Annotated in this window: 16 protein-coding genes and 1 pseudogene; 9 read left to right on the forward strand and 8 right to left on the reverse strand. The window is 52.2% G+C overall.

What is annotated here, in order from left to right; all coding sequences use genetic code 11:
• Nucleotides 1-38 precede the first annotated feature (38 nt).
• The 5 genes from rfaE1 to GWA01_RS07210 form a co-directional block, all read right to left on the reverse strand.
• Nucleotides 39-1,493, reverse strand: a complete 1,455-nt coding sequence (rfaE1, locus tag GWA01_RS07190) for a D-glycero-beta-D-manno-heptose-7-phosphate kinase (RefSeq protein ID WP_146795656.1) — start codon at nucleotides 1,491-1,493, stop codon at nucleotides 39-41.
• A gap of 288 nt (nucleotides 1,494-1,781) precedes the next feature.
• Nucleotides 1,782-3,038: a polysaccharide biosynthesis/export family protein gene (locus GWA01_RS07195; RefSeq protein WP_228118527.1), complete on the reverse strand. Its 1,257-nt coding sequence runs from the start codon at nucleotides 3,036-3,038 to the stop codon at nucleotides 1,782-1,784.
• A 336-nt stretch (nucleotides 3,039-3,374) separates the two neighbouring features.
• Nucleotides 3,375-4,022 carry an ABC transporter ATP-binding protein gene (locus GWA01_RS07200; protein ID WP_146795658.1) on the reverse strand — a complete coding sequence of 216 codons (648 nt, stop codon included), beginning with the start codon at nucleotides 4,020-4,022 and terminating at the stop codon, nucleotides 3,375-3,377.
• 8 nt (nucleotides 4,023-4,030) lie between these two features.
• A complete protein-coding gene (locus GWA01_RS07205) occupies nucleotides 4,031-5,194 on the reverse strand; it encodes a capsule biosynthesis protein (RefSeq protein ID WP_146795660.1) in 1,164 nt (387 codons plus the stop codon).
• Nucleotides 5,195-5,522: 328 nt separating this feature from the next.
• A complete protein-coding gene (locus GWA01_RS07210) occupies nucleotides 5,523-6,317 on the reverse strand; it encodes an ABC transporter permease (RefSeq protein WP_146795662.1) in 795 nt (264 codons plus the stop codon).
• Nucleotides 6,318-7,107: 790 nt separating this feature from the next.
• On the opposite strand from GWA01_RS07210, the pseudogene GWA01_RS07215 reads away from it, so the two are divergent.
• From GWA01_RS07215 to rfaD (GWA01_RS07235), 6 genes and pseudogenes are all read left to right on the forward strand, one after another.
• A pseudogene (locus GWA01_RS07215) lies at nucleotides 7,108-7,618 on the forward strand (transposase); the annotation flags it as partial.
• Nucleotides 7,619-7,758: 140 nt separating this feature from the next.
• The gene (locus GWA01_RS07220) at nucleotides 7,759-8,223 is read left to right on the forward strand and encodes an IS110 family transposase (protein WP_222592700.1); all 465 of its coding nucleotides are present in this window, start codon (nucleotides 7,759-7,761) and stop codon (nucleotides 8,221-8,223) included.
• Nucleotides 8,224-8,231: 8 nt separating this feature from the next.
• Nucleotides 8,232-8,456 (forward strand): transposase, encoded by a 225-nt coding sequence (locus GWA01_RS13375; protein ID WP_371858430.1) that lies wholly within the window; start codon nucleotides 8,232-8,234, stop codon nucleotides 8,454-8,456.
• A gap of 55 nt (nucleotides 8,457-8,511) precedes the next feature.
• Nucleotides 8,512-10,758 (forward strand): glycosyltransferase family 9 protein, encoded by a 2,247-nt coding sequence (locus tag GWA01_RS07225; protein WP_186819499.1) that lies wholly within the window; start codon nucleotides 8,512-8,514, stop codon nucleotides 10,756-10,758.
• Nucleotides 10,759-10,811: 53 nt separating this feature from the next.
• Nucleotides 10,812-12,938 (forward strand): glycosyltransferase family 9 protein, encoded by a 2,127-nt coding sequence (locus GWA01_RS07230; RefSeq protein WP_146795666.1) that lies wholly within the window; start codon nucleotides 10,812-10,814, stop codon nucleotides 12,936-12,938.
• Between the two features lie 14 nt (nucleotides 12,939-12,952).
• Nucleotides 12,953-13,933 carry an ADP-glyceromanno-heptose 6-epimerase gene (rfaD, locus tag GWA01_RS07235; protein WP_146795667.1) on the forward strand — a complete coding sequence of 327 codons (981 nt, stop codon included), beginning with the start codon at nucleotides 12,953-12,955 and terminating at the stop codon, nucleotides 13,931-13,933.
• Between the two features lie 94 nt (nucleotides 13,934-14,027).
• Here rfaD (GWA01_RS07235) and GWA01_RS07240 read toward each other — a convergent pair whose 3' ends face one another.
• On the reverse strand, nucleotides 14,028-14,351 hold the full coding sequence (locus GWA01_RS07240) for an integrase core domain-containing protein (RefSeq protein ID WP_146795669.1): 324 nt from the start codon (nucleotides 14,349-14,351) through the stop codon (nucleotides 14,028-14,030).
• Nucleotides 14,308-14,430, reverse strand: a complete 123-nt coding sequence (locus tag GWA01_RS13380; RefSeq protein WP_186819500.1) for an IS3 family transposase — start codon at nucleotides 14,428-14,430, stop codon at nucleotides 14,308-14,310. The genes GWA01_RS07240 and GWA01_RS13380 overlap by 44 nt, the downstream gene beginning before the upstream one ends.
• Before the next feature lie 1,261 nt (nucleotides 14,431-15,691).
• On the opposite strand from GWA01_RS13380, the gene GWA01_RS07250 reads away from it, so the two are divergent.
• From GWA01_RS07250 to GWA01_RS07260, 3 genes are all read left to right on the forward strand, one after another.
• Nucleotides 15,692-17,200 (forward strand): glycosyltransferase family 9 protein, encoded by a 1,509-nt coding sequence (locus GWA01_RS07250; protein ID WP_186819501.1) that lies wholly within the window; start codon nucleotides 15,692-15,694, stop codon nucleotides 17,198-17,200.
• A gap of 115 nt (nucleotides 17,201-17,315) precedes the next feature.
• Nucleotides 17,316-18,317 carry an ADP-glyceromanno-heptose 6-epimerase gene (rfaD, locus tag GWA01_RS07255; RefSeq protein WP_146795675.1) on the forward strand — a complete coding sequence of 334 codons (1,002 nt, stop codon included), beginning with the start codon at nucleotides 17,316-17,318 and terminating at the stop codon, nucleotides 18,315-18,317.
• Between the two features lie 135 nt (nucleotides 18,318-18,452).
• Nucleotides 18,453-19,043: a D-glycero-alpha-D-manno-heptose-1,7-bisphosphate 7-phosphatase gene (locus GWA01_RS07260; protein WP_186819502.1), complete on the forward strand. Its 591-nt coding sequence runs from the start codon at nucleotides 18,453-18,455 to the stop codon at nucleotides 19,041-19,043.
• A gap of 388 nt (nucleotides 19,044-19,431) precedes the next feature.
• Here GWA01_RS07260 and GWA01_RS07270 read toward each other — a convergent pair whose 3' ends face one another.
• A complete protein-coding gene (locus tag GWA01_RS07270) occupies nucleotides 19,432-22,665 on the reverse strand; it encodes a TonB-dependent receptor domain-containing protein (protein ID WP_146795685.1) in 3,234 nt (1,077 codons plus the stop codon).
• Nucleotides 22,666-22,720 lie beyond the last annotated feature (55 nt).

A 22,720-nucleotide genomic window follows, 5' to 3' on the forward strand; every position in this document is an offset into this window, starting at 1 on the left:
GAGTATGTCCTTGGATGAACGGGCAATGAAGCGGGTCATCAGGCGAGTGGCGATGATGCCGGTGCTACCTGCATTTTCTTGACGATGGACGTCGTGGAACGACCGGACACGATATCCACGAGAACGACCGATCCACCGTAGGATTTCACGAAATCCCCGCCCACGACTTGGTGTTCCTGATAGTCCGCCCCTTTGACGACGACATCCGGCCGCAATGCCTGAATGGTTTCAAGTGGTGTGTCTTCGTTAAAGATCACGACCATATCGACGTCGCGCAGTGCCCCCATGACGGTTGCTCGCGCCCGCTCATCCTGAAGCGGACGCGTCTCGCCCTTCAGGCGCCGGACGGAAGCATCGCTATTCAGGGCGACTATCAGCTTGTCACCCTGACTCGCTGCAGCGCGGATCAGTGCGATATGTCCTGGATGTACGAGATCGAAACAACCATTGGTAAACACGACCCGCGCGCCGTGATGATGCCACTGCTCGATTATGGACTTGGCGCGTTCGAGGGAGGCAACTGCCTCGTCCTCTTTCATCTCATTTATCAGCGCAGCGCTCAGCTCGGCACGCGAGACTGCTGCTGTCCCAAGCTTGCCCACGACAATCGACGCCGCACTGGTGGCGATGACAACGGCGGTCTCAAGATCCTGTCCCGCCGAGAGTACGCTCGCCACCGTTGCTACGACCGTATCGCCCGCTCCGGACACATCATAGACCTCCGACTTGCGGACCTGTACATGAGTGACTCGCTCGTCCTTACGGAAGAGCGTCATTCCTTCCTCCGAACGCGTCACAAGGACATGACCGCCGAACTGCCCGGATGCAATACGTGCAGCTCTTTCGATTTCTTCATCGTTGCGCAACGGCATGTTCGTGGCCACGCCCAATTCGCTTCGGTTGGGTGTAATGAGATCTGCGCCGCGATAAGCTGTGAAATCCCGCCGCTTGGGATCGACGATCACCGGAACACCATGCTGTTTCGCGGCTTCGAAAATTGCAGCCAGAACTTCGTCCGTCAGAACGCCTTTAGCGTAGTCAGAGCAAATGACGACATCTGCTTTGGCAATTGCCACTTGAGCTGCCTCCACGAGGCGGCGGCGCGTGGAGACTGTGGTCGTCTCAACCCGTTCCTCGTCAATCCGCACAATCTGTTGGCGCCCGCTCAGCACGCGGGTCTTGGTGATCGTTGTCCATGCGGGATCTATCACGAGACCACTGATATCAATGCCCGGTTGAGCGGCGAGCGCTGAGCGAAGCTTGTGTGCTGATTCATCGTCCCCGACAAGCCCGACCAAGGTCACACTGCATCCCAGAGTGGCGGCATTCAGTGCCACATTGGCAGCGCCTCCAGGCACAGCGGTATGATTGGCCCGAAGAAGAACCGGAACCGGCGCTTCGGGAGAGATGCGGCTGACAGAACCGCTGATATAACAATCAAGCAGGAGATCACCGATAATGGCCACTTGGCCGAACGCGAAATTATCAATCATGACCATATTCTCGTGATTACCGTGGAAGAAAAGGGAGCCGGAACTGAACGAAACTCCCGAAAAAAGAAAGACAGTGGAACAACCGATCCACCGCTTACGCGGCGTGCGATCCGTACAATACGGATATGCGCACGCACCTGCCCTGTTTTATCACGCCGCTGACCACATGCCGGAAGCACTGAAGCTGTCTGGAAATGATGGACAAAAAGTAAAGAGCGTATCATTCGCCCCTTCCTTTCTGAATAATCCATAATCCGTTGGACAGTGCAGCACGCAGCATCTTGAGGTTTACTTGGCTATCCATGCAGCCGTAATAGCCGGACTGACCAGTGTGCCGATTAGTTGATTGAATTTATAGAAACGGTTTGTCCGTGCATTAGCAACGAGGAGAACATCTTTGCTTTTCACCGGGATCTGTTGAGTCAGGAAATAAGATGTCGGACTCATCAGATCGGCCTGATATATGACGGGAACCCCTTTGGGGGTTATTGGCGTAGTAAGGCCCAATCTTCGCGCGGTCTCAGGAGTTTCGAAGCGGAATAGAAACGCGGCGTTCGGGTCGGCCCGCTCATCCGCAGGCCCTCCAACACGTGCAAGCGCCTCGGCCAGAGAGACATGCGGTGTTTCAAAACGCACTTCTGTCGCCTGCCTGCCAGCCGCTCCGAACACCGTATAGCTCCGTGGCTGATAAACGACATGTAGCCGGTCTCCCGGACGAGCTCGAAGATCCTCGGCAGGATATGTTTCCAGTGTTCCTAAATCCGTTTCGGCAGCGCGATCACCTCGTACGACCTGAACCTGCGTATCCTCGGGCGGATACATCGCGCCGCCAGCTATGGCCACAACATCTGATAACCGTTCTTGCGCAGTACTCAGTACGACGCGCCCCGGATGATGGACTGCCCCAGATACAATAACGGTATTCGAAATATCGTTCGCGATACGAACCATAACTTCCGCGTTCTGTGACTTGCCGATGAGCCGCGTCCGAATCGACGCAGCAACTTGCTGGGGCGTAAGGCCGGAAACGTGCAAACGGCCCGCATATGGGATGGCGATCGTCCCATCCGCCTCGACCTCGGTAGGAGGCAAATTAGACGTCGTAACGCCTGTTGTCCCATGCGAGATCGCCCCAACATCGCCACTTTGCCCTGAGGACAACATGGAACCGCTGGAGGAAAATAATCCGTTACCAAGCTCGAAAACTGTGATTGTAAGAACGTCACCGGCCCCAACTCGGTCATTGTGGGCTGGAGGATTATTTGCCGTATCCAAGCTCGAAACCAATGGTGCCACCTCTGCGGACAGAATAGCGGCAACACGGGGAGAGAGGCGTACAATCGCATAATCGAGCGGATTTCGCTTTGTATCCCGTGATTCTGAAAGCACACCGCGTTCTGTCGGCCCGCTATCAGGAAGTGCCGAACAGCCTCCAAGTATCAGAAGAAGCGCCACCTGAGACAGACCAAGAACGCTGAAATACCGGGAAGAACCTGTCAGAAAATTATTCGGCATAGTAGCTCGTTGCTTGGGATGTGCGATCATGCAGCCTTTCTGGTCTGGTTTCACACTTGTTGCAACAGGTAGACGGCTTGAAAGGCCTTTTAAGTATGATGGAGGCCTCGTAAATCCCGTTCCTCGGAGCACAACAAGAAACTCGAAAATGAACATGAAGGAGCTAGTTTTATGGCCAGAAAAAATTGATACACCTGAATGAAACATAGGGTCGAATTCTTGATTTGAATCAGATATTTTAAAATTTTTCAGAAAATATGAAAGATTCTCTTTCTTTAATCAGTCTTGAAAGTAAACGAATATATAGTAACGCTTATATTGAAGTATTTATGGTAGCTTATTTATTGGGCGTTATCAATAAATAAGCTAAAGATTTTCATAGGTATCAATTGCCTCATCCATGCTATCGTAAGGAACTAATTTCCCCTGATCGAGAACTGCAACTCGATTACACGTCTCCCTCATAAAACCCATATCATGAGAGACAACAATCATCGCCCGTTCATCTCGCTTGCTAAATAGTTCCTCCTGACAACGTGCATGGAAACGTGCGTCTCCAACCATTATGACTTCATCTATTAAATAACAATCGAACTCAATAACAATCGAGAGGGCAAAAGCGAGTCTTGCCCGCATGCCTGAAGAATAGGTTTTGACAGGCTCGGTAAGTTGATGCCCTAGTTCAGCAAAATCATCTACAAAAGCGCGAGTATCTGTGTAATCTAGATTGTAGATCCGACAAATAAATTTTAAGTTGTCGAGTCCGCTCAGGCTCCCTTGAAAAGCTCCGCCAAAGGCAAGGGGCCACGAGACAGTCATGTCTCTTTCTATCTTCCCCTCTGTAAAATGCTCTACCCCCCCGATTATACGGATCAACGTCGATTTTCCTGCGCCATTACGCCCGAGAATGCCGAGTTTTTCCCCTTTCTCAAGGGTGAAATTAACGCCGTTTAGTATACGGCGCCTTCCTCCATGGACTGGGTAGTCCTTTATGATATTAATGCATTGTAACATCAGTCATCTCACATACTTTTATGCTCACGGGCACCGGCAACAAGTAGTGAACCGATGAAATACAATCCAAGCATAGTTACGAAAACAATTGCTATGTCTGCAATGCTTCGAGGGTAGACGGGGTAGTCTGGAAAATCAGGTTTGGAGATCTCTTCCAAGTAAAGTTGCTGACGATCAGCTTGAATTCGTGCACTATCGAGTGCTGCATCTGCTGCGCTAACTTCCCTTTCCACAAGTTGTCGCTGAAAGATCAAATCCTCGTATCCACTAATCTTCGGTACGAACGATTTTCCGTCCCCTGTCACTTTGGTCGCCGAATTGGCGATTTCTTGATCCAATGCACTCAGTCGTCGTGTCAAAACTTCGATCAAAGGGCTATTAGGTGTTGAACGACGGAGCTGCTCTAGTTGCACGCGCGTGGTCATTCTAGCTGTATCGAGGCCAGCAAGATCAGTCAGAAGCGGCTGGGACTGACGTTGGGGATCGAGCAGGCCTGTCTGATTGCGGTATGCATCGATTCGAATGTTGAGTGTCTGCAAACGACTGATAGCCTTATCTCGTTCGCGCAGAGACGCTGCGATGGTATTTTCGCGTTGTCGCTCGTTCATCTCGTTAACAAGCTGCTCGGCGGCCGTGAGAAGTGCACGGGCGATACGTTGAGAAGTCGCAGCCTCAAAAGTACGAACAGAAAGCGTGGAAAGACCGGTGGTCGTATCGAGTTCGGCTTTTACGTGTCTCTTATAGTAGCGGTAGAAATGTTCGAATGTGCCTCCAGAATAGAAATTCGGGAAACGCGCTAGAACGTCAGCTTCGGGAATATTGAAAACATGGGAGAGATCCTGCGTTTTCAGCAGAAGCTGCGCCGCATCACGCGACATCACGTAGTCTTGAACGGCATACGTATCTTCGCTGCCACCTGTCGCGCCACCAGAGGATAAGATCCCCGCCAATAACCCTGGGGTCTGGGGCGTTTGTCCGCGAACTATAAAATCAGCCTGCGAGACATATTGAGGAGACGCTATAAGGCCATAATAGATAATGGCCAACAACGTCGGTAGAACGACCATCAGAAGAAAAACTACACGGCGCCTACCCCAGGCAGTGATCTGCCTGATGCTAAGCCCAAATTTTACATCGGATCTGGAGGCCGAGGTGATGAACAGTTTAGCCATAGATCTGCTTTGCCTTAAACATCACAGGAAGGCAACGCAGCGTTTCCTTCTTTATTCTATAAGGTGATAGTGTGATTCCTAACCACGCTGATTTAGTCTCATTAAATGAGAGAGTTTCCCTGGAACCTTTGATTCACCGGAAATTTTTTGAAAGACCATCTTATGGGCTATTGTTACCGCTGACCAAAAGGGTTTACGTAGATAATTTCACCGCAGGATTAGGGCAACCATTCTCTTCTACTCCTCATAATAAACTGATTGATCAGCGCAGCTGCATTAGGCAATGATAAAAATTGCTTCTAAAAATTAAATTATTTTTAATCTAAAATTACTGAACGTTGATATATTTCCTACTTCTGAGTGTCAGTGAAATCCCCATAATAAGCATGAACGCTATCGCGTATGAATTATAAACCATGTCATAATACGGATGAATAGTGTGTCCGAATTGACCACCCCGAATCATTTCAATATTATTAACAGACGGAGACCACAGAAGAAGGTTTCTCGCTTTGAGTGGTAGCCAGCTTTCTAAAATAAAAGCACCAGAAAATGGTAAAGAAAGATAAGAAAAAACGCTAATAGATTTCTCGACTAGTTCTGATCTCTGACTTAAAGCGGCAACAAGTAAAGCTGTCGCATAAGAAAAAAGGCTCTGGTAAAAAATTCCTACGTAAAGAAGACCATAATCCTTTGGGGGGGTCATATATCCCAGTAGCATAGCACCGGAGCAAACGATAATCCCTGCGATGATCGTACCAGCTATTTCAAGAATGCTTCTGGCCGTAATGATATCGAGGGGCGTTACCTGTCGATGAAAGAGCAAACTGCCATTCGCTTCAAATGCCCGAACGGAACTTGCCAAGCAATGTCGCCACATCGTCAAGGGGACATAACCTGTAATGACAACGGCTGTAGTTTGAAGGCCATGTTCATGAGATGGGCGGATAGCTGTCCAAGCAATAGCGACGCCAGCACAAAAGAGTATCGGCTCGCCTACGATCCAAAGATATCCGAGATTTTCGCGTCCGAAGCGAGTGTGTAATTCGCGCAGCATCAAGGCGCCTATAACCCGAATTTGAATTAGAAAGAGTTGCGGAAGAGTTTGGCGACTTTGAAGCATGGAACATCATGCCCTCAACAAGAAGATCATCGCAAGTGTTGCAGCCTGAATGGTTCGCAAATTCCCTTGATTTTGTTGCACAATTCACTCTCTCCACATGACGAGGTCGTCAAGTGTGCTCTCTTGCGCGATCTCGTAGGAAAAAGGATTCCGGGCGTGCTGAGGCGGTTAAGGATAGTAGCACGGATGTGAATTTGGGTGAGTTAGCGATCGAATTGCGTATGTCAGGTGCGGGGCCAGTTGAATTGGTACACCTGAAACGGTGGTAAACCTGCAGAGCCTTATTTCGAGTGATGGTTCCTGCATATTGGGGTGCTGTAGTTTACGATGTTCGCATCCTTCGGCATAGCCCACTCAACTCCGGTCATGTGCGGGAGATTTTCGACAAAACCCATTGTCTGTCCCAACACAAAACTGCGAATTGGATCTGAGGCGAATCCTATAGGCTTCATAGAGCGCGCGTTCAACCAATGATCACGATCGCTTATGTTGATGGCTATTGAAAATCTTCGGCGCACCGGAGCGAATATGCGCACCCTTAAGTGCCTTGATACCGAAATTTATTCTCCATTATAACATCAGACAATGGATTGTTGATCCGGTCATTTATTATAATCGCATTCCGATAGTTTTCACGAATACCTTCGATGAGGGCAAGATAAGAGCACTGTCAGACTTTATCATGTCGCAACTCATTCGGTCTCAACGGTCCGGATGATCTGGAGGGTACGAAAAACCCCTTGGTTCTGACCTGTTCTGTATGATTCCATCTCTTTTGATCTGGAGCTGGTTGGCCTATTCAGATGGAAGCAAAGGCCGTCGTCCGCCGTTTGATCCGGTGCTGATGTTCAAAATTCTAGTAATTCAGACACTGAACAATCTGTCTGATGAACGGACGGAGTACCTGATCAACGATAGCCTGTCCTTATCATGCGTTTTTCTGTGATGTGGATTTTGAGCTGTTCCGTGAACGCCTGACCTAGGCGGGTGCTATTGAACGATGTTTGACCGCTTTGACACGACCCTGCGCAACGCGAGCTATTTACTGATGTCGGGTCAGATTCTGGACGCTAGACTGGTGACCGCTCCAAAGCAGCGCAGTAAGAACGCTGCAAAAGGGAATCTGCGAGCAGACCGTATTCCCGCAGGCTGGCAGGACAAGCCTGCAAATCTGTCCCACAAGGACCGTCATGCACGCTGGACGCTGAAGTTTACCAAAGCGGAAGCGGCAGGACGATGGAAGCATGCCATCCAGCGGTCTCGCCACTCCGTTCTTTGGCTACAAATCCCAGGTATCGATAGCGGTGCCAGGTCTATACTCCCAGAGTGAACCAGGCTGTTTCGGGGCTGAAGTCCCTGAGAGATTCGCCGATCGTCTCGTCTTTTGTGAAGCATGAACCCGGTCCGGCCGCGCTGACGGGGTAAGAGTAACGTTATTGTGATGTCTGCTTTAAATGAAGTTGATCGGCCCTCACTCACCGCTTTTGTTCAGACTGCCGTGATGGGGCTGATGACAGATGACCACGTTCAGGTCATCATGGAGCCAACCGGCATGAGCTGGTTTCCTGTTACCCACCATCTTGCAGATGCTGGCGTTACCGTGGTTCGCGTCAAGGGAAAACGGGTTAAGGCTCTACGCCGTTACCTTTCCGGACACGCCAAAACAGATATGGCTGATGCCCAGATTTTGACGGCCATACCGACATTTGGTGGATCACTTCTTGATCCAGTCTATATTCCGGATCCACGAAGCCACGCTCTTCAACGTCTGACCAAACAGAAAAGTCGCTTTCAGAACGAGATCGCGGATGCCAGGCAGTGCCTGCTTGATCTCATTCGTTGGGCATCCCACAAGCTCTTCTGCTCAGTATTCCGGGTGTCGGCCGTCATCTCGCGCCGACCCTGATTGGTATCTTGCAGAACATTGAGCGGTTGCATTCTGAAAAACATTTACGGTGTTTCTGTAGCCTGTTTCCTAAGAAGGCCGATAGCGGTGGTGTGGAGCGAGCAGGTCAGACCCTGATCCAGAATGTCAATAACCGTATCAAACAATGGTTCTTCGATCTCCCCCTCGTGCCTCTGCTACAACGTCTTGGCTGCTGGTGTGGTGGCCTTGAAGGCATTGGGTCTTATCATTAACAATCGCTCCGGATGGACCCGGTGGGGGTTTCGTAAGGCTAGAGACGTCAGGGTTATGATACTGAACCAGAAGATCGAGAAATTAGGCGACACCGCGGATAAGGCATACCGTCTTCTAAAGAAAAAGATGAGAACTCCGGCTAACAGGCTGGCAGCGACATTGACGTCACTCGGAGATCGGGCACGCGATAGCGGTAAATTTTTGGCCGCCGCCGATCTTTATCGTCAGGCCATCGAAGCGGGAACTCCGCCCGTCGGGCTACTGCTGATATGCGGGCACATGTACAAAGAGGGGCGGGATTTTCCCTCAGCCGAACGATACTACAAGAAGGCGCTCGCCGTGTCCCCCATGGACAAGGAAGTTTTCCTGCAGCTCGGCCATTTCAACAAATCCATAGGGAGATACGGCGAAGCAGAAAAATACTACCAAGAGGCCATCATCGTCGATCCCGACTGGGATGTGCCTCGGCAAGAAATCGAAAATCTCCGTCGCTCGAACGAATATCGCCGCCTTTATCGTAAAGGAAGCCAAGCGGACGGCAGGCTCAGCAGTGATCTCGTCGCCAAGACACGCGACGAACTGTATATCGATCACGGTCCAGCTTTTGTTTTTACGCATAATGGCAACGGGCAGGCGACTCGCTGGGGCTCCGGCGTAACGATTCGCGGCATAGATGCGTTGCGCGGTTACGTCGTTTCTGACCAGATCTACACGTCCATTGAAATTTCCCTCGACGGCACTCTCATTTATGCTGGCGATCTTACGCCGGCGCCGTTGCGACGCGAAAAATCGAACGCAGCGATGCGCAAATATGTCTATAATGCGTGGATCGATTTCTCCGATATCTCCTATGGTCCACACGATCTCCTGTTCGTAGCCAAGGGACCAGGTGTCGAGCCGCGGGAAGGAGTCAACTGGCGGCGCGAACACGTGATTTTCGCGGAACCGTTTCCCGAAGATGTTATGATTGAAAGCCCTGCCTATGTCTCGCGGGCACAGGTCGAGGCAATTCTTGCCCAGATGCCGGTCTCTGAGGCCGTAAGTGTTGAGGCACAGGCCCTAGTTTCGGCCCCCGCGATCGTCGCCCCCTCCTTGCAGATAGCGCCCGAACCTGCCGACCTGTGGAAGACCGTGCCGGAGGCGTATTTCTCGGCGGAGGTCGTCGCGCGCGTACGGAACGCCTCGCGCCGTCTCCAAGACGCGATCAATGCCCTTCCGACCGTCGTTATGACACCGAAGCCGGACACGCTGCCCGGCAAGGTCCGCAATATTGCCGTCATTCGCGGCGACCAGTTGGGAGATCTGTCCGTATCGGTCGGAGCCCTTATGCGGCTTCGGCAGGCACTCCCCAATGCCCGCATCGTGGGTCTGCTCAGTCCTGCTAATGTCGATCTAGCCAAGACACTCGATGTATTCGACGAATATGTAGTTTTGGATTATCCGGACGATGCGCTCCAGCGTGACCGTGTAATGAACCGGGTGGGCCAGTTAGACCTGATCAAAAAACTCAAAACCTATAATTTTGACGTCGCAATCGATTTTTCGATTGCCGGTGGGACTAGGAAGCTCCTGCCAATGACCGGCGCCCCGATCACCATCGGTTTCGGTAACGGCAACGAGGGGTTCCGGTCTCTCAACCTCAACGTTGTGGCGATGGACCCCCGCGGAGGTGGTCGTGGCATGCGGCATTCCGCAAACGTTCATCTGCTGGCCGAAGCGATCACGCTCTGGCTCAATGGCGCCGGACAAATTGTCAAGCGAAATGACATCACGCGTGAGGATATTGCAAAATTCGGACTTGCGTCGACGGAGGACTACATTGTCATTCATAGCGGATCTAGGCTGCCGATGGTGCGCTGGCTGCAATATCCTGCGTTGTGCGAACGTTTCTTAGCCCAGGGCTGGAAAGTGGTCTATTTCTCCGATGATGAATCCGAGATTGAGCGTCTGCCGAAGGATAAAATAGACGATGGCAGCATTATCTACATGTCGCGCAAGATTTCATTCAAAGAATTCGATGCGCTGCTGGCCTATTGTTCGCTTTTCGTCGGAAACGATTCCGGGCCGAAGCATCTCGCAAGCCTGCGCGGAGCTAAGGTACTGAGTATCCAACCAGGGCGGTCGGACTGGCGCGAATGGGGGCAGGAGTTAACAGGAAACATCCTGATCCGCCGTGTGCCGTGTGCAGGTTGCGCCTTACATTATGATCCTGAAGAATGCGCCCATGATGTCGCGTGCGTGACGAAAATCACGCTTGATGAGGTCTTTCAGGAGGCGATGAGGCTCCTTGAGGTGGTGTAGGTAGACCTGTCTGCACGTCACGTCCACTCCTCAACGTAATACGGATTATCGCCATGAACGTCCTAAAATACCTCAACGTCAAACCAGAGCCCACGGATACCGGGACTGATATTCGCGCAGGATTGTTGTCGCGCGCCGAGGAAGCGCGCTCGCGCGGCAATTTCGTCGCCAGCGCGCTGCTGTTCGAACACATAGCCGAGATGGAATCGAACCCCGCCTCCGCCCTCCACCAGAGTGCTCGGATGTATATCGAGGCTACTGATTTTACCCGGGCAGAGCAGTTGCTGCTGCGTGTCGCGCAGGCAGAGCCGCATAATGCGGAGGCATATCTCGATCTCGCGCAGCTCTCGTTCCATCAGTCTCGTCTCGACGAGGCGGAATTTTTCTATGAGCGGGCGCTGGCACTGCGACCCGAATGGCATGAGGCGAAGGCGGGCCTCCTGCGCGTCGGCGAGACGCGCACCGAGCAGCTCCGGCGCGAACGCTTAGCTCGCAAGGAAACTGCGTTGAGTTTTGCGCAGTACGAAGAAAAGGAAAACCTGCTCGGTTCGCGAGACAAACGCGTCGATCCCAGTCTTTTCAAAAAGGGATGGAACGAACTCCATCATGATCACGGCCCAGCCTTCGTCTTTACGCATAGTGGCAACAATGCCAAGACGGAATGGGGGAACGGCGCGACATTAAGGGGCATCGAGGCCCTTCGGGGCTATCTCGTGTCGGACGTCCCGATGGCGAGCTTACGCATCTATATGGACGGTGACGTGATCCACGACGCCCCGCTGATCGAGGCCCCGCAGCGGTTCGAGCGCTCCAACCCGAATATTCGCAAATGGGCTTATAACGCATGGATCGATTTCACGAATTTGCCCCGTGGCTGGCACGAGTTTATATTCTGCGCGTTCGGTGCTGACGGCGAGGCGCATGAGGGGCGGACATGGCGGCGAGAGCACATGATTGTCGCCGACCCGCTGCCAGCGGAATTCGCTACAGAGTCGGACACGGTCGTGCCGCCGTTCGAGCCGGGAACGTCAGGCTCTCTGGTCGAGCGGATCAATGCCCGTCCTAGCATTGTTCACAAGGCGTCACCCCACTCCTTCCCGGGGAAAATCGATACGGTCGCTGTCCTGCGCAGCGACCAGCTTGGCGACACAGCAGTGTCTGCCGCAGCGTTTCTGCATCTGCGGCAGATCCTGCCGGACGCACGTCTGGTGGGTCTGATGAGTTCAGCCAGCGCCGAGTTGTCGCGCTCTTACGGCGTATTCGATGAAATCATCGAATTGGATTTTCCCGAGGATCAGGCGCAACGCCAGCGGGTGATGGATTTCGATGCACAGGAAGCTCTGATCGATCGGCTCAAGCCATATAATTTTGATGTAGCGATCGATTTCGTCGTCAATGGCACGTCCAAGCGGTTGGTCGCGATGACCGGCGCGCCGGTGACGATGGGCTTCGGAAACGACGATTCCAAGACGTTTGCGATGGACATCGTCACCAACGACCCTTTGTCCAACAACGACATCACGCATCATTCCGTCCGCATGATGATGCTAGTCAAAAGCCTCGAACTATGGATGAAGAGTGATACCCGGATCGTGCGGCGCGAGGATATCGGGCGCGAGGAGCTCGCCGCTTTCGGTATCGCGCCCAACGAACGGTACGTGTTGATCCACTCCGGCTCGCGCATAACCTTTACTCGCTGGCAGCATTATGTCGCGCTGGCCAAACAGGTCATCGCCGAACTGGGGGTGAAAGTTGTCTTCATGGCCGATGATGACTCTGTTCGTGACCAGTTCGCGGAAGAGGAAGGGGCAGGGCGCCTCATCTATCTTGCGCGCAAGCTTCCGTTCGACCAGTTTGATGCCCTGATTTCATTCGCGTCTGTGTTTGTCGGAAACGATTCTGGTCCGAAACATCTTGCTGCTCTGCGCGGAGCACCTGTCGTCAGCCTACATTCTTCGCGGATTAGCTGGATCGAATGGGGACAGGAACAGACCGGCGTCGTCATCAGTCGCCAGGTGCCCTGTGCGGGCTGCGGACTACATCATGATCCGGAGGAATGCGCGCAAGATGTCGCATGTATGAAGTATATCCGGCTCGCCGAAGTCTTTCGCGAGGTCCGCGCACTGTTCGAAGCGGGGGCGCCAAACGATCAGGTGGTTGCTGCCATCTCGCCAGCGTAAGGAAAAGCAAACCCATGATCATTATTACCGGAGGGGCCGGATTCATCGGCTCTTTTCTTCAGGCTGAGTTGCACGCTCGTGGTGAAGAAACTGTCGTGGTTGACTGGCTCGGCCATGAAGAGAAATGGCGTAATCTACAGCTTCATGCTCCCTCCACCATGCTATCTCCCGCTGATTTGGACGCATTCCTCTCAACTGATCCCCCGGTCCGCGCCGTCTTCCATATGGGGGCGATCAGCGAGACTACGGCCACGGATGGTGATCTAGTCTGGCGAACGAACGTGACGCTGTCGCAGCGGCTGTGGACCTGGTGCGCGAAGCGCGAAATTAGCTTCATCTACGCATCATCTGCCGCGACCTATGGTGCTGCGGCTTCCATGGATGCCTTTTCGGACATCCCCGCGAAGCTGGACAGTCTGCGGCCCCTGAACTTATATGGCTGGTCGAAGCATGTCTTCGACCAGTGGGTGATGCGCCGGATCGCCAAGGGAGAAAAGGCCCCGCCCCAGTGGGCAGGCCTCAAGTTCTTCAACGTCTATGGTCCGAACGAATATCACAAGGGCAAGATGATTTCGGTTATCAAAGTGAAGTTTGACGAAATTCGGCGCGGCCAATCTGCCACGCTCTTTCGATCCGACGACCCGCTGATAGAGGATGGTCATCAGGCGCGTGACTTCATCTGGGTCGGAGATGTGATCGCTGTAATGCTGTGGCTGTTAGATCACCCGGAAGTCAGCGGACTGTTCAATTGCGGTACTGGAACGGCGCGCACCTACCTTGACCTGACGAAGGCGATCTTCGCGGCCCTCGACGTGACACCGACCGTTTCATTCGTGGACATGCCGACTGCGTTACACGGCAAGTATCAGAACTTCACATGCGCAGATATGTCATCGCTATGCGACAAAGGTTACGATCGGCAGTTCACGCCGCTTGAGACCGGCATCGAACGCTACATAAAAGACTATTTGATCGCAAAAACACCTTACCGGTAAGAAGGCAGCTGTAGGAGGCGATTCGTTCCTCATGCAAATGGGACAGAACGATGGTGGACGTGTCCTAGTTTACTTCCGGACCATGGGTTGTCTGTTAAGCTGCGTTGCGCTCATCTTCCAGAAGGTTTCTCCATTGAAGCGTGGAATGCAGCCTCTGCGGATTACAGAAATCATGGATGTAGGATGTGAGAGCCTGCTCGACCTCCTGACGCGCCATCCGTACTTGCTGCCACAGGAGTTCAGCTTTTAGGGTCTTGAAGAAGCTTTCCGTGACAGCATTGTCCCAGCAGTTTCCCCTTTTGCTCATGGACACGATAAAGCCATGGGCAGAAAAGAGTTTGCGGTAATCTTCTGAACAATACTGATTGCCGCGATTAGCATGATGGACGCAGCCGGCGATCTCCGGCGGAAAATCCACGAGCCCTAAGTGTCTCTGTCACACGGGGGCTTCCGTAACATCGCCTGCTCTGGGCGTGAATGGCGCGGATATGAAGCATCAGAATGCCATCCTGTCTTTTGCAGGCACAGACCGGATGCTGTCGACAGGCTTTCAAACATCGCTCGCTGACACCAAACAATCGATAGACTCGATCACGGGAAAGCGGACCGCAATATCGTGCAATGAACGCAAATCTCAAGATCTTTGGTTCGCGGCGTAACTTCTCATTCTCACGCAATAACGCCGTATGATCCGTTGTGTCATCAGCGACAGTATCGTGCTTCTGGGAAACACGTCTCCATGTCTTCAACGTCAAAAGCTGATACCCAGATTTTGGGTAATAAGCTCACGCGACAGACTGCTGCTCAGAGCTTAATGTACCGCCTTGTGCCTGACCGAGGCCTTATAAATTCCCACCATTACACGTCTCCTTCATGACCATCTTTGGTCTTAAAAGTCCGAAATTAAACTGGTACACGTCCATTGCCCTGCTGCCGCGCCAATGGTATTGCGCTGCCTTGAGAACTGCCATCAAAACGCTCAAACAGTGGACGCCCGCCTGTGCTTTCGTCTGAATGTGCCAGTGCCTGCGTCAGATCAGACGGAACACCTCAAAGTCCGCAGTCCGTGAAAGGCCTCAAGTTGGTCAACAAGGTCACTCAAACGAGCAGGCCGCTCTTTAACTATCAAAGAAACCGAACTGCTTCATCCGCTGGAGCCACCTCGGTGTTTTTGACCGGATATTCGTCGCCCTGACAGAACAGGCTGGCCCTTCTATGTTATGAGAATAATCGTCGAACTCTGGTATGAAATTCTAGAGTTCTGGATTTTATTGTCTCGATTCAATGCCATATGGGCTGACTGCCCAGCAGGACTTCGCTTGCATCAGGTAGATCATCGTCGAGGAGGTGTTTGGAAGGTTTTGTGATCATAATGCGCGCTCATCTTGGTCCAGTGCAGGTCTTAATTCAGTCGGCACCGGCCTTTCAGTAAGGGTTCTAGAATGGAATCTGCAATAAAAAAGAAGGTCTTGAAGCATGGCGGAGGTATACAGCGTTCGGAATGTAGGACACTGCGACTTATATACTGACGGGAACACGCTCCTTTCTCATCTGTCCCCACAAGCAGGACCTACTCGCGCAGCGGCCCTGCTTGACGGCGTAATTTTCCGCCATATCGGCTGGCTGGCCAGGCGACTGATAGTATGGTCTCGGAGTAGGAACCCGGTCGTTGGGTTTGTTCTACGTCCTCTAGGTAACTCCCTTGCCACTCTTCTTGCTGTAAGTCAGACACGTTTTTCGATTGTCCAGATTGGTTGGATGAAAACCAAAACAGGCGTACCGATCCTTTCTGGTATCGTAGCGTTCCGTGTGCTTGTTCATTCGCGCCACGAGCTTACAGAGGTTCTGGCTTACTCGGACGATACGGGAGAGGTCATTAGTCGCATTGCGCCAGTACGCTTGATGACGACCGGTGCTGTTACCACCTGGTCTGCCAATCTTTGGATTGACACGTCTTGTCTCAATGTGGGTAAGCAGAAGATTCATATTCGTGCCTGGTCTGGATCGCGTCTGGCCGGGCGGATGCGTCGTTTCGTCGTGGTGCAGAGCGAGGAGACAACTCTGAGCGCGGTACCCGACGCAGTACATTCATCTTCTTATCTTCAGTCATCTGGCTCTCCGACAAATGACGCCACCTCTTGGGTGCTGTCTCGCCCGGTCGCACGTCATTATCCTCCAAATCCCCTTTTCTCAGGTCCTATAAACTCAATCCTTGTCTTACGAACCGATCAACTCGGTGATGTCGCCGCTTCGCTCCCCGCTATGGCTCGGCTTAGAAAGCTTTTTCCCCAGGCCAAAGTGACGATGCTTCTTCAGACAGCTAATGTGCCTGTAGCTCAGGCCTCGGGTGTCGCGGACGAGTATCTCGACCTGACATTGCGTTACGATCCAAAGACAGAGCGCCGCTATCTGGATGCAGAGTCGGACGTCCATCTGCGGAATCAACTTCGCGGGCGTAGCTTCGATCTGGCTATTGACCTTTCTCCTGGTGCGGAAAGTCAGCCCCTTCTCCTTCTCTGTTCAGCACGCTATCGTGTAGGTTTCAAGCCTGAGCAGTTCCCGTTTCTGGATTTTGGGATTGAGGTAATATCCCGTGAAGCTATCAACCGTAAGCCTGTTATTTCCCATACAGCCCATGTTGAGCTTCTTGTATCTTCTATTGAAAAACTCATGGATCAGAGGCGTGAAACCGTTCCTCGCTGTGAATCTATCTCATCGCAATTTGATCAGATACGTCCTCATGATCGCCCCATCATCGTCCATTCAGGCGCCCGCCATCCCATCAATCGCTGGCCGATCGAGAATTTCCTGACACTCTGCGCTGCCCTTGCTGCAGAGAGTGGACGCGATGTTCTTCTTTTCGTCGATGGCGACACGCTTAACGATGCAGTACGCGTACGTTGCACCGAACTCCCTGGTGTGACGCTCATGGACCACCTGCCTATGGATGCATTTGACGCTCTGGTCGCACAAGCTGCTCTGTTTGTGGCTAATGATACCGGCCCTAAACATCTTGCGGCTGCACGTGGTGTGCCAGTTGTTAGTATCGCTATTCCCCGCTTGAATTGGGAGGAGTGGGGACAGAACCAAGGAGGTGTGATTTTATCTCGTGCTGTTCCGTGTGCGGGATGTGGACTGAACAATCGTGATGCCTGTGGACGAGATGCAGCGTGCATCACCACAATATCTGTCGAGACCGTTCTCAAGGCTGCACTGGACGTCTTCGAACAGTCGAAGATCGAATATAAAAGAATGTCCCAAGACTGATGAGAAGAGTCCTGCCTGATCTAGACTGTTCGAGTTAAATTTTTGTCAAATTTCTATCAAACTCTATGGTTTGAGTAGTAAACTAAATTTCTTTCTCGTTTGGTGAGTTTTAAGTATGCGTAAATGTATCATTGTAACCGGTGCAGCCGGCTTTATTGGAAGTAACATCGTTCGAGGCCTGAACGCCCGCGGGTATACCAATATCATTGCGGTCGATAATCTCGCGAATGCAGAGAAATTTCATAATCTCGTTGATCTTGGCATTAGCGACTATGTGGACAAAACAACATTTTATGATTCTTTCTCGGCAGGGAAGTTCGGTTCGGTAGACGCTATTTTCCATGAAGGTGCGTGTTCCGATACAATGGAGCATGATGGCCGCTATATGCTTGCCAATAATTATGCCACGAGCAAGGCGTTGCTAGATACCTGTGCGTCTACGGGCACGCGCCTGCTCTATGCGTCCAGTGCTGCGACTTATGGCGGATCATCAAAATTTATAGAGGATCCCCGTTTCGAGCGTCCGCTAAATGTATATGGCTATTCGAAACTGCTTTTCGACCAGGTTGTACGTCAATCTCTACCGCTGTTCCGCAGTCAGGTAGCAGGGTTTCGCTACTTTAATGTTTACGGTCCTAATGAGCAGCATAAAGGCCGCATGGCCTCGGTCGCCTATCACCAATTCAATCAGTTTCGGGCAGACGGAAAGGTTAAACTGTTTGGCGCTTATGATGGTTACGGACCCGGCCAGCAACTGCGTGATTTTGTCTATGTTGACGATGTCGTAGCGGTCAATCTTTGGTTTTTTGACAATCCAGAACACAGCGGCGTGTTCAACCTGGGTTCTGGCCGGGCACAACCGTTTAATGACGTGGCGCATGCAGTGGTGAACAGTTTGCGCAGTACACAGGACCAGTCTTCCATCACGCTGGAGCAGATGGTCAGTGACGGGATTGTGGAATATATTGATTTTCCTCAAGCGCTGATTGGTAAATATCAAAGTTTCACCCAAGCCGATCTGACGGGTCTACGTGCCGTCGGTTGCAACCATGTGTTTGCGGATGTTGCAACTGGAGTTTCGGCTTATGTCCGGTCCCTTTTGGCGGAAAAATCCTAATGACCACCTCCCCGCTTATGGTTGAAATGTTAGTGCGTACGTTTGTTCGGGCAGGACACAGGCTGCTGCAAATCTTCGCATGCTCTTACGAATATGGCCGTAGCATAATGATAACACTGGATGAGGCACATCATCATGCCGCATGCTAGTAATGTTATGCTACAGCGTCGACCGATTTCTTCCGGTACGCCAGCACTATTCCTGGATCGGGACGGAGTCGTTAATGTTGATACTGGCTATCTCTCAGACCCAGAAAGCGTAACGCTCCGTGACGGGGCCGCGACTATGATTGCGGCTTTCAATGCTGCGGCTTGGCCGGTGGTCATAGTCTCAAATCAAAGTGGTCTGGGTCGTGGTTATTTTGATCTTTGCACCATGCTGGCCGTACAGGAACGGATTGAGGCACTGCTTCTGCACGAAGGGGCATATGTCGATGCCGTGTTTCTTTGTGGTGCAGCTCCTGACGACGTTAGCTCTCTTGCCGAATGGCGTAAGCCGGCACCAGGAATGTTGACGACAGCGGGGCTGCTATATGGCATTGATCTGACGCGAAGTGTACTGGTGGGCGACAAGGTTAGTGACATGCAGGCAGCCGCCACTGCAGGACTATGCAAAGGTTTTTTAGTCGATGCTGACTGTATCGCAGACATCCAGATCGTTCCAATTCCAGTTCACGCCGTAAATAATCTGTCAGATATTTACCCTGCCTCTTTGCTCTCTTGGTAGAGTTCTAAAAATTTGTCAGCGGCGATTCTATTTTTGGTGTGCTTAGAGGCTTTTGGGGAAGTCAGGGATGAGTGTTTCTGCGAAGCATGAGGTCTTCCATGACTATGTGGATCATGGACTCTGAGGCGTCGATGCGCTGTTCGTAATCCTTCACCAGACTGCGCCAGCGGGTCATCCAGCCGAAGGTACCTTCAACAACTCATCGGCGAGGCAGAACCTCAAACCTTTTTGTCGCATCTGAGCGGACTTGGCGATCAAATCGAAGCATTTTCTCGAGCTGTAGATTTTGAAGTCTTCCGTAAGAAGAATAAATATTAATCAACAGTTCTTCGAACCTTTCATCTTTATTGTGAATTCAGCCCCACAATTCGGGGGCTGAATTTTAATATTAGAAGTGTGCGCCGATTGCCAACTGGAACGAACGGCCCAGAAGGACATCGTAATAACGTGTAAGGCTCACGGTATTCGCATATGCAGGCAGAGCGTTGGTTACGTTGTTCATCATGAAATTGACGTCAAAATTCTTTGTGATTTTGTAACCAATTGTCGTGTTGAAATAGGCGAAATCTGAACGCTTGTTGTTCTGGTAGGTGCTTTCTGCAACCTGAACGGCATAGTGAGAAGGGCCGTAATAGATTGTCTGCCACTGAACAAAGAGCGGGCCACGTGTGTAGTTTAGGTTGGTCGTGAATGCATCACGTGTCTGGCCGGTTGTGCCCACGCCCTGATACGTGCTGCCGAGATAGGTCTGGGCAAGTTTTACGTAATGGGTGTAGTTGCCATCCAGTTCGAGTGCGCCTGCGGAGCTGGGAAGGCCAAGGCGACGTAGGGGAAGATAATAGCCCAGATGTGCCTGAAGCGCCTGCATATGCTCGTTAGCAATGTTGTAATAACCCGCCGTATAATCCGTGACCTGGTGGTTGGAATCACGGGTGAATGACTGGCAATACTGACCGCTGGGGTATGATGAGGAATCATAGCAGGCGGCCATGAGGTCACCTACAGACAGGGACGTGATTTCGTTCTGGATTTTTACGTCGATGAACGATGCCTTCAGATCGAAGCCCGGGATAAAATGCGGACGTAGTTCGAGCGTGCCGGTGTAGCTTTTGGACGTTTCGTTCTGCAGGTGTCTGTTGCCGCCGCTTTTGCCCGGAACTGTCTGGTTGACGATGTCAGATTCGAAATTCGTCGGAATTCCTGCTTTTGCACAGTTTGCTGCACGGATAGCCGGATTCGGACCGCTTCCCAGAAATTCCTGCGAGCATGGATCGTTGGCTGTGGCGTATTCCTGACCCTGCGGTGCAAATAGTTCGGTAACGGAAGGGTTTCGGACGGACTGTGCATAGTTGCCGTAAAGACCGAAATCCTTTGTTGGCCACCATGAAGCACCGAACATATATGTCCAGTAATTACCGGTCATGCTGTTGTTGGTGAAACGGCCGTTCGCGGTTGCGGACAGGTTGTAGATTCCGGGGACATGCATCTGGGGTGATACAATGGGAACGTCCAGCTCCCCAAACGCCTCATGTGTATGGTACGCCCCAGACACCGGCTGGATGGGGATGAAGTTTCCGTACTGCTTGTATGTTCCATCCGTCTGCAGTTCACCCTGCATGAACGAACCCGGGTTGAAGTTGTATCCTTCACGACGATGCTCGTAGCCGATATCCCAACGGACGTCGCCCGCGGGTAGTGTCAGAACCGTGCTTCCGATTTCTGCCTGCAGGTCGCGCTGAGCATTCGAATTTTTTGAGTTGGCGTCCGATATGACATAGTCGCGGGCCGCAGTTGTCATCTGCCCGTTACCGAACGGATTGAGGGGCGAGCAGGTGCTGCTGCGGGTTCTTGCGCTGGAATTCGTATAGTTTGGTGCGCAGACAATGTTTCCATTGCTGTCGATTGTTGAATTCAGGGCGTTGAGCAGGTTTTGCGTGTTGATCATGGGTTCAACGGTATCATTCAGATACTTGCTGTATTCGCCCTTGATGCTCCAGTGGAAATTACGACTGACGGCGTCGAAATCTCCGTTCAGGCCACCGGCGAAACGGAACATTTGATTGGTCGTTGTGAATAGTGCTGAATCCAGATCCTGATTCAGCTTGCTCATGTAAAATGTGTCGGTTGGCTTGCCAGCTGCCGCGAGTGCGTTGACGATCGTCGTACGCTCTGCCGGTGTGAGGTACGGATTGTTAGTGCTGAGAGAGTAGGCGCCGTTTACGTCGGAATAATCTCTGTAGCTTTCCTGGGTCAGAGGATCATCACCAAACATTGGTGTGCTCCATGTGCCCTGACCAACGGTGCTGGATGCTGTGCCGCGCTGGTACCAGCCCTGCCATGTTGCGTGCAGGTGATCCGTGAAATCGTAATGACCCAAAGTGGTCAGGTTCAGGGAGTTCGACGGTGTGAAAAGCTGGTTGTACTGGGCGAGCGAAAGACCGTTACCGCCCGTTGTGTAGCGGTTGCCCGCAATGGCTGTGTCATATGTCAGCGGAATGAGGGACTTTCCGTCCTGACTGAACATCAATGCGCTGCCATTGGCGCCTGCGATGGCCGTATTGGGTCTGCCATTGGTCAGAGGAAGTACTCCGCCCGCGGCTGACAGTGTCGGGATGCCAGATGTCGAAACCTGTGCGAAGCGTGTGTCGCGAGTCAGCATGTAAGTGTAGGGAGACGTCGTTCCTACTGCCGCGCGACGATAGGTTTCGCCGTTGTAGCCCGTGATGTTCGGGCGATCGTTGGCGACCATGCCGCCGCTGTTGCGGTATTCGACGTCGAATACGACCCCACCCTTGCCATGATCAAAGCTCGTGCCAGCTTTGAAGACGATCTTTTCCTGTGGCGCATCAAGTTTCTGGGTGAAATTGCCCTGAGCGTTGAAATCCACGCCGGTGAAGTGGTCATCAAGTTGGTAGTTGACGACGCCGCCGATAGCGTCTGCGCCGTATGCAGCACCTGCGCCACCATACTGCGAGTCAATTTTCTTCACTAGCGATGTTGGAATTGTTCCCACATCAACTTGGGACCCCGAGGAAGAGCCGAACATGGACGACGTGGCGCCGCCGACCATACGCATGCCGTCAATGAGTGTCAGGGTGCGCTGGTCCCCAAGCCCGAAAAGTCCTGAGAAGGTCTGGCCTGCACCGAAGCTGCCCTGACTGCCGATCTGGCTGTTGGACGGGACGGAGAAGGCGGGGTTTTCACGCAGGAGAGCAAGACCGAGATTGGTGTAGCCACGGGCTGCCAGCTGTGTCGCGTCAATGGAGGTTCCTGCCATGACGTTCGTCAGGCGCGTTTGTGAAAGACGTGTTCCTGTGACGGTGACCTGCTCAGGAGAGGATGACTGAATAACCGCACTATTTACCGCCGTCACCTTGGAGGGGGTCGGGGTTGCACTAATCGTCGTAGTTGTATGAGCCGCGGGAGCAATCGTTACTGGAGCTGTAACGACTGCTTTTTTCTTCTTTGTTACATGCTTATGGACAACGCCTGAGTGTTTCGCTGTCTCCTGTGCCTGCACATGACAAACGGGGACGGCGGCATAGGAAATACCGGCCATCAGAAGCATTTTAAGGACTGTCTGGGGTGTCTTTTTACTGAAGACGTGTCGTGAGGTGTTCATCTCAGGGAGAAGTCCTTTCTAGATTTCCCGCGGCTCTTTACCTTCAGTTACGATT

This window comes from Gluconobacter wancherniae NBRC 103581, assembly GCF_007988885.1.
GTDB lineage: Bacteria > Pseudomonadota > Alphaproteobacteria > Acetobacterales > Acetobacteraceae > Gluconobacter > Gluconobacter wancherniae.

What these genes read in the sequence shown, in the direction of transcription:
- rfaE1 (WP_146795656.1), bottom strand. Translation starts at nt 1,493, where the DNA reads ATGATTGATAATTTCGCGTTCGGCCAAGTGGCCATTATCGGTGATCTC.
- GWA01_RS07270 (WP_146795685.1), bottom strand. Translation starts at nt 22,665, where the DNA reads ATGAACACCTCACGACACGTCTTCAGTAAAAAGACACCCCAGACAGTC.
- GWA01_RS07230 (WP_146795666.1), top strand. Translation starts at nt 10,812, where the DNA reads ATGAACGTCCTAAAATACCTCAACGTCAAACCAGAGCCCACGGATACC.
- GWA01_RS07205 (WP_146795660.1), bottom strand. Translation starts at nt 5,194, where the DNA reads ATGGCTAAACTGTTCATCACCTCGGCCTCCAGATCCGATGTAAAATTT.
- GWA01_RS13380 (WP_186819500.1), bottom strand. Translation starts at nt 14,430, where the DNA reads ATGCTTCATATCCGCGCCATTCACGCCCAGAGCAGGCGATGTTACGGA.
- GWA01_RS07200 (WP_146795658.1), bottom strand. Translation starts at nt 4,022, where the DNA reads ATGTTACAATGCATTAATATCATAAAGGACTACCCAGTCCATGGAGGA.
- rfaD (WP_146795675.1), top strand. Translation starts at nt 17,316, where the DNA reads ATGCGTAAATGTATCATTGTAACCGGTGCAGCCGGCTTTATTGGAAGT.
- GWA01_RS07250 (WP_186819501.1), top strand. Translation starts at nt 15,692, where the DNA reads ATGAAAACCAAAACAGGCGTACCGATCCTTTCTGGTATCGTAGCGTTC.
- rfaD (WP_146795667.1), top strand. Translation starts at nt 12,953, where the DNA reads ATGATCATTATTACCGGAGGGGCCGGATTCATCGGCTCTTTTCTTCAG.
- GWA01_RS07210 (WP_146795662.1), bottom strand. Translation starts at nt 6,317, where the DNA reads ATGCTTCAAAGTCGCCAAACTCTTCCGCAACTCTTTCTAATTCAAATT.
- GWA01_RS07260 (WP_186819502.1), top strand. Translation starts at nt 18,453, where the DNA reads ATGCCGCATGCTAGTAATGTTATGCTACAGCGTCGACCGATTTCTTCC.
- GWA01_RS07220 (WP_222592700.1), top strand. Translation starts at nt 7,759, where the DNA reads ATGTCTGCTTTAAATGAAGTTGATCGGCCCTCACTCACCGCTTTTGTT.
- GWA01_RS07195 (WP_228118527.1), bottom strand. Translation starts at nt 3,038, where the DNA reads ATGATCGCACATCCCAAGCAACGAGCTACTATGCCGAATAATTTTCTG.
- GWA01_RS07225 (WP_186819499.1), top strand. Translation starts at nt 8,512, where the DNA reads ATGATACTGAACCAGAAGATCGAGAAATTAGGCGACACCGCGGATAAG.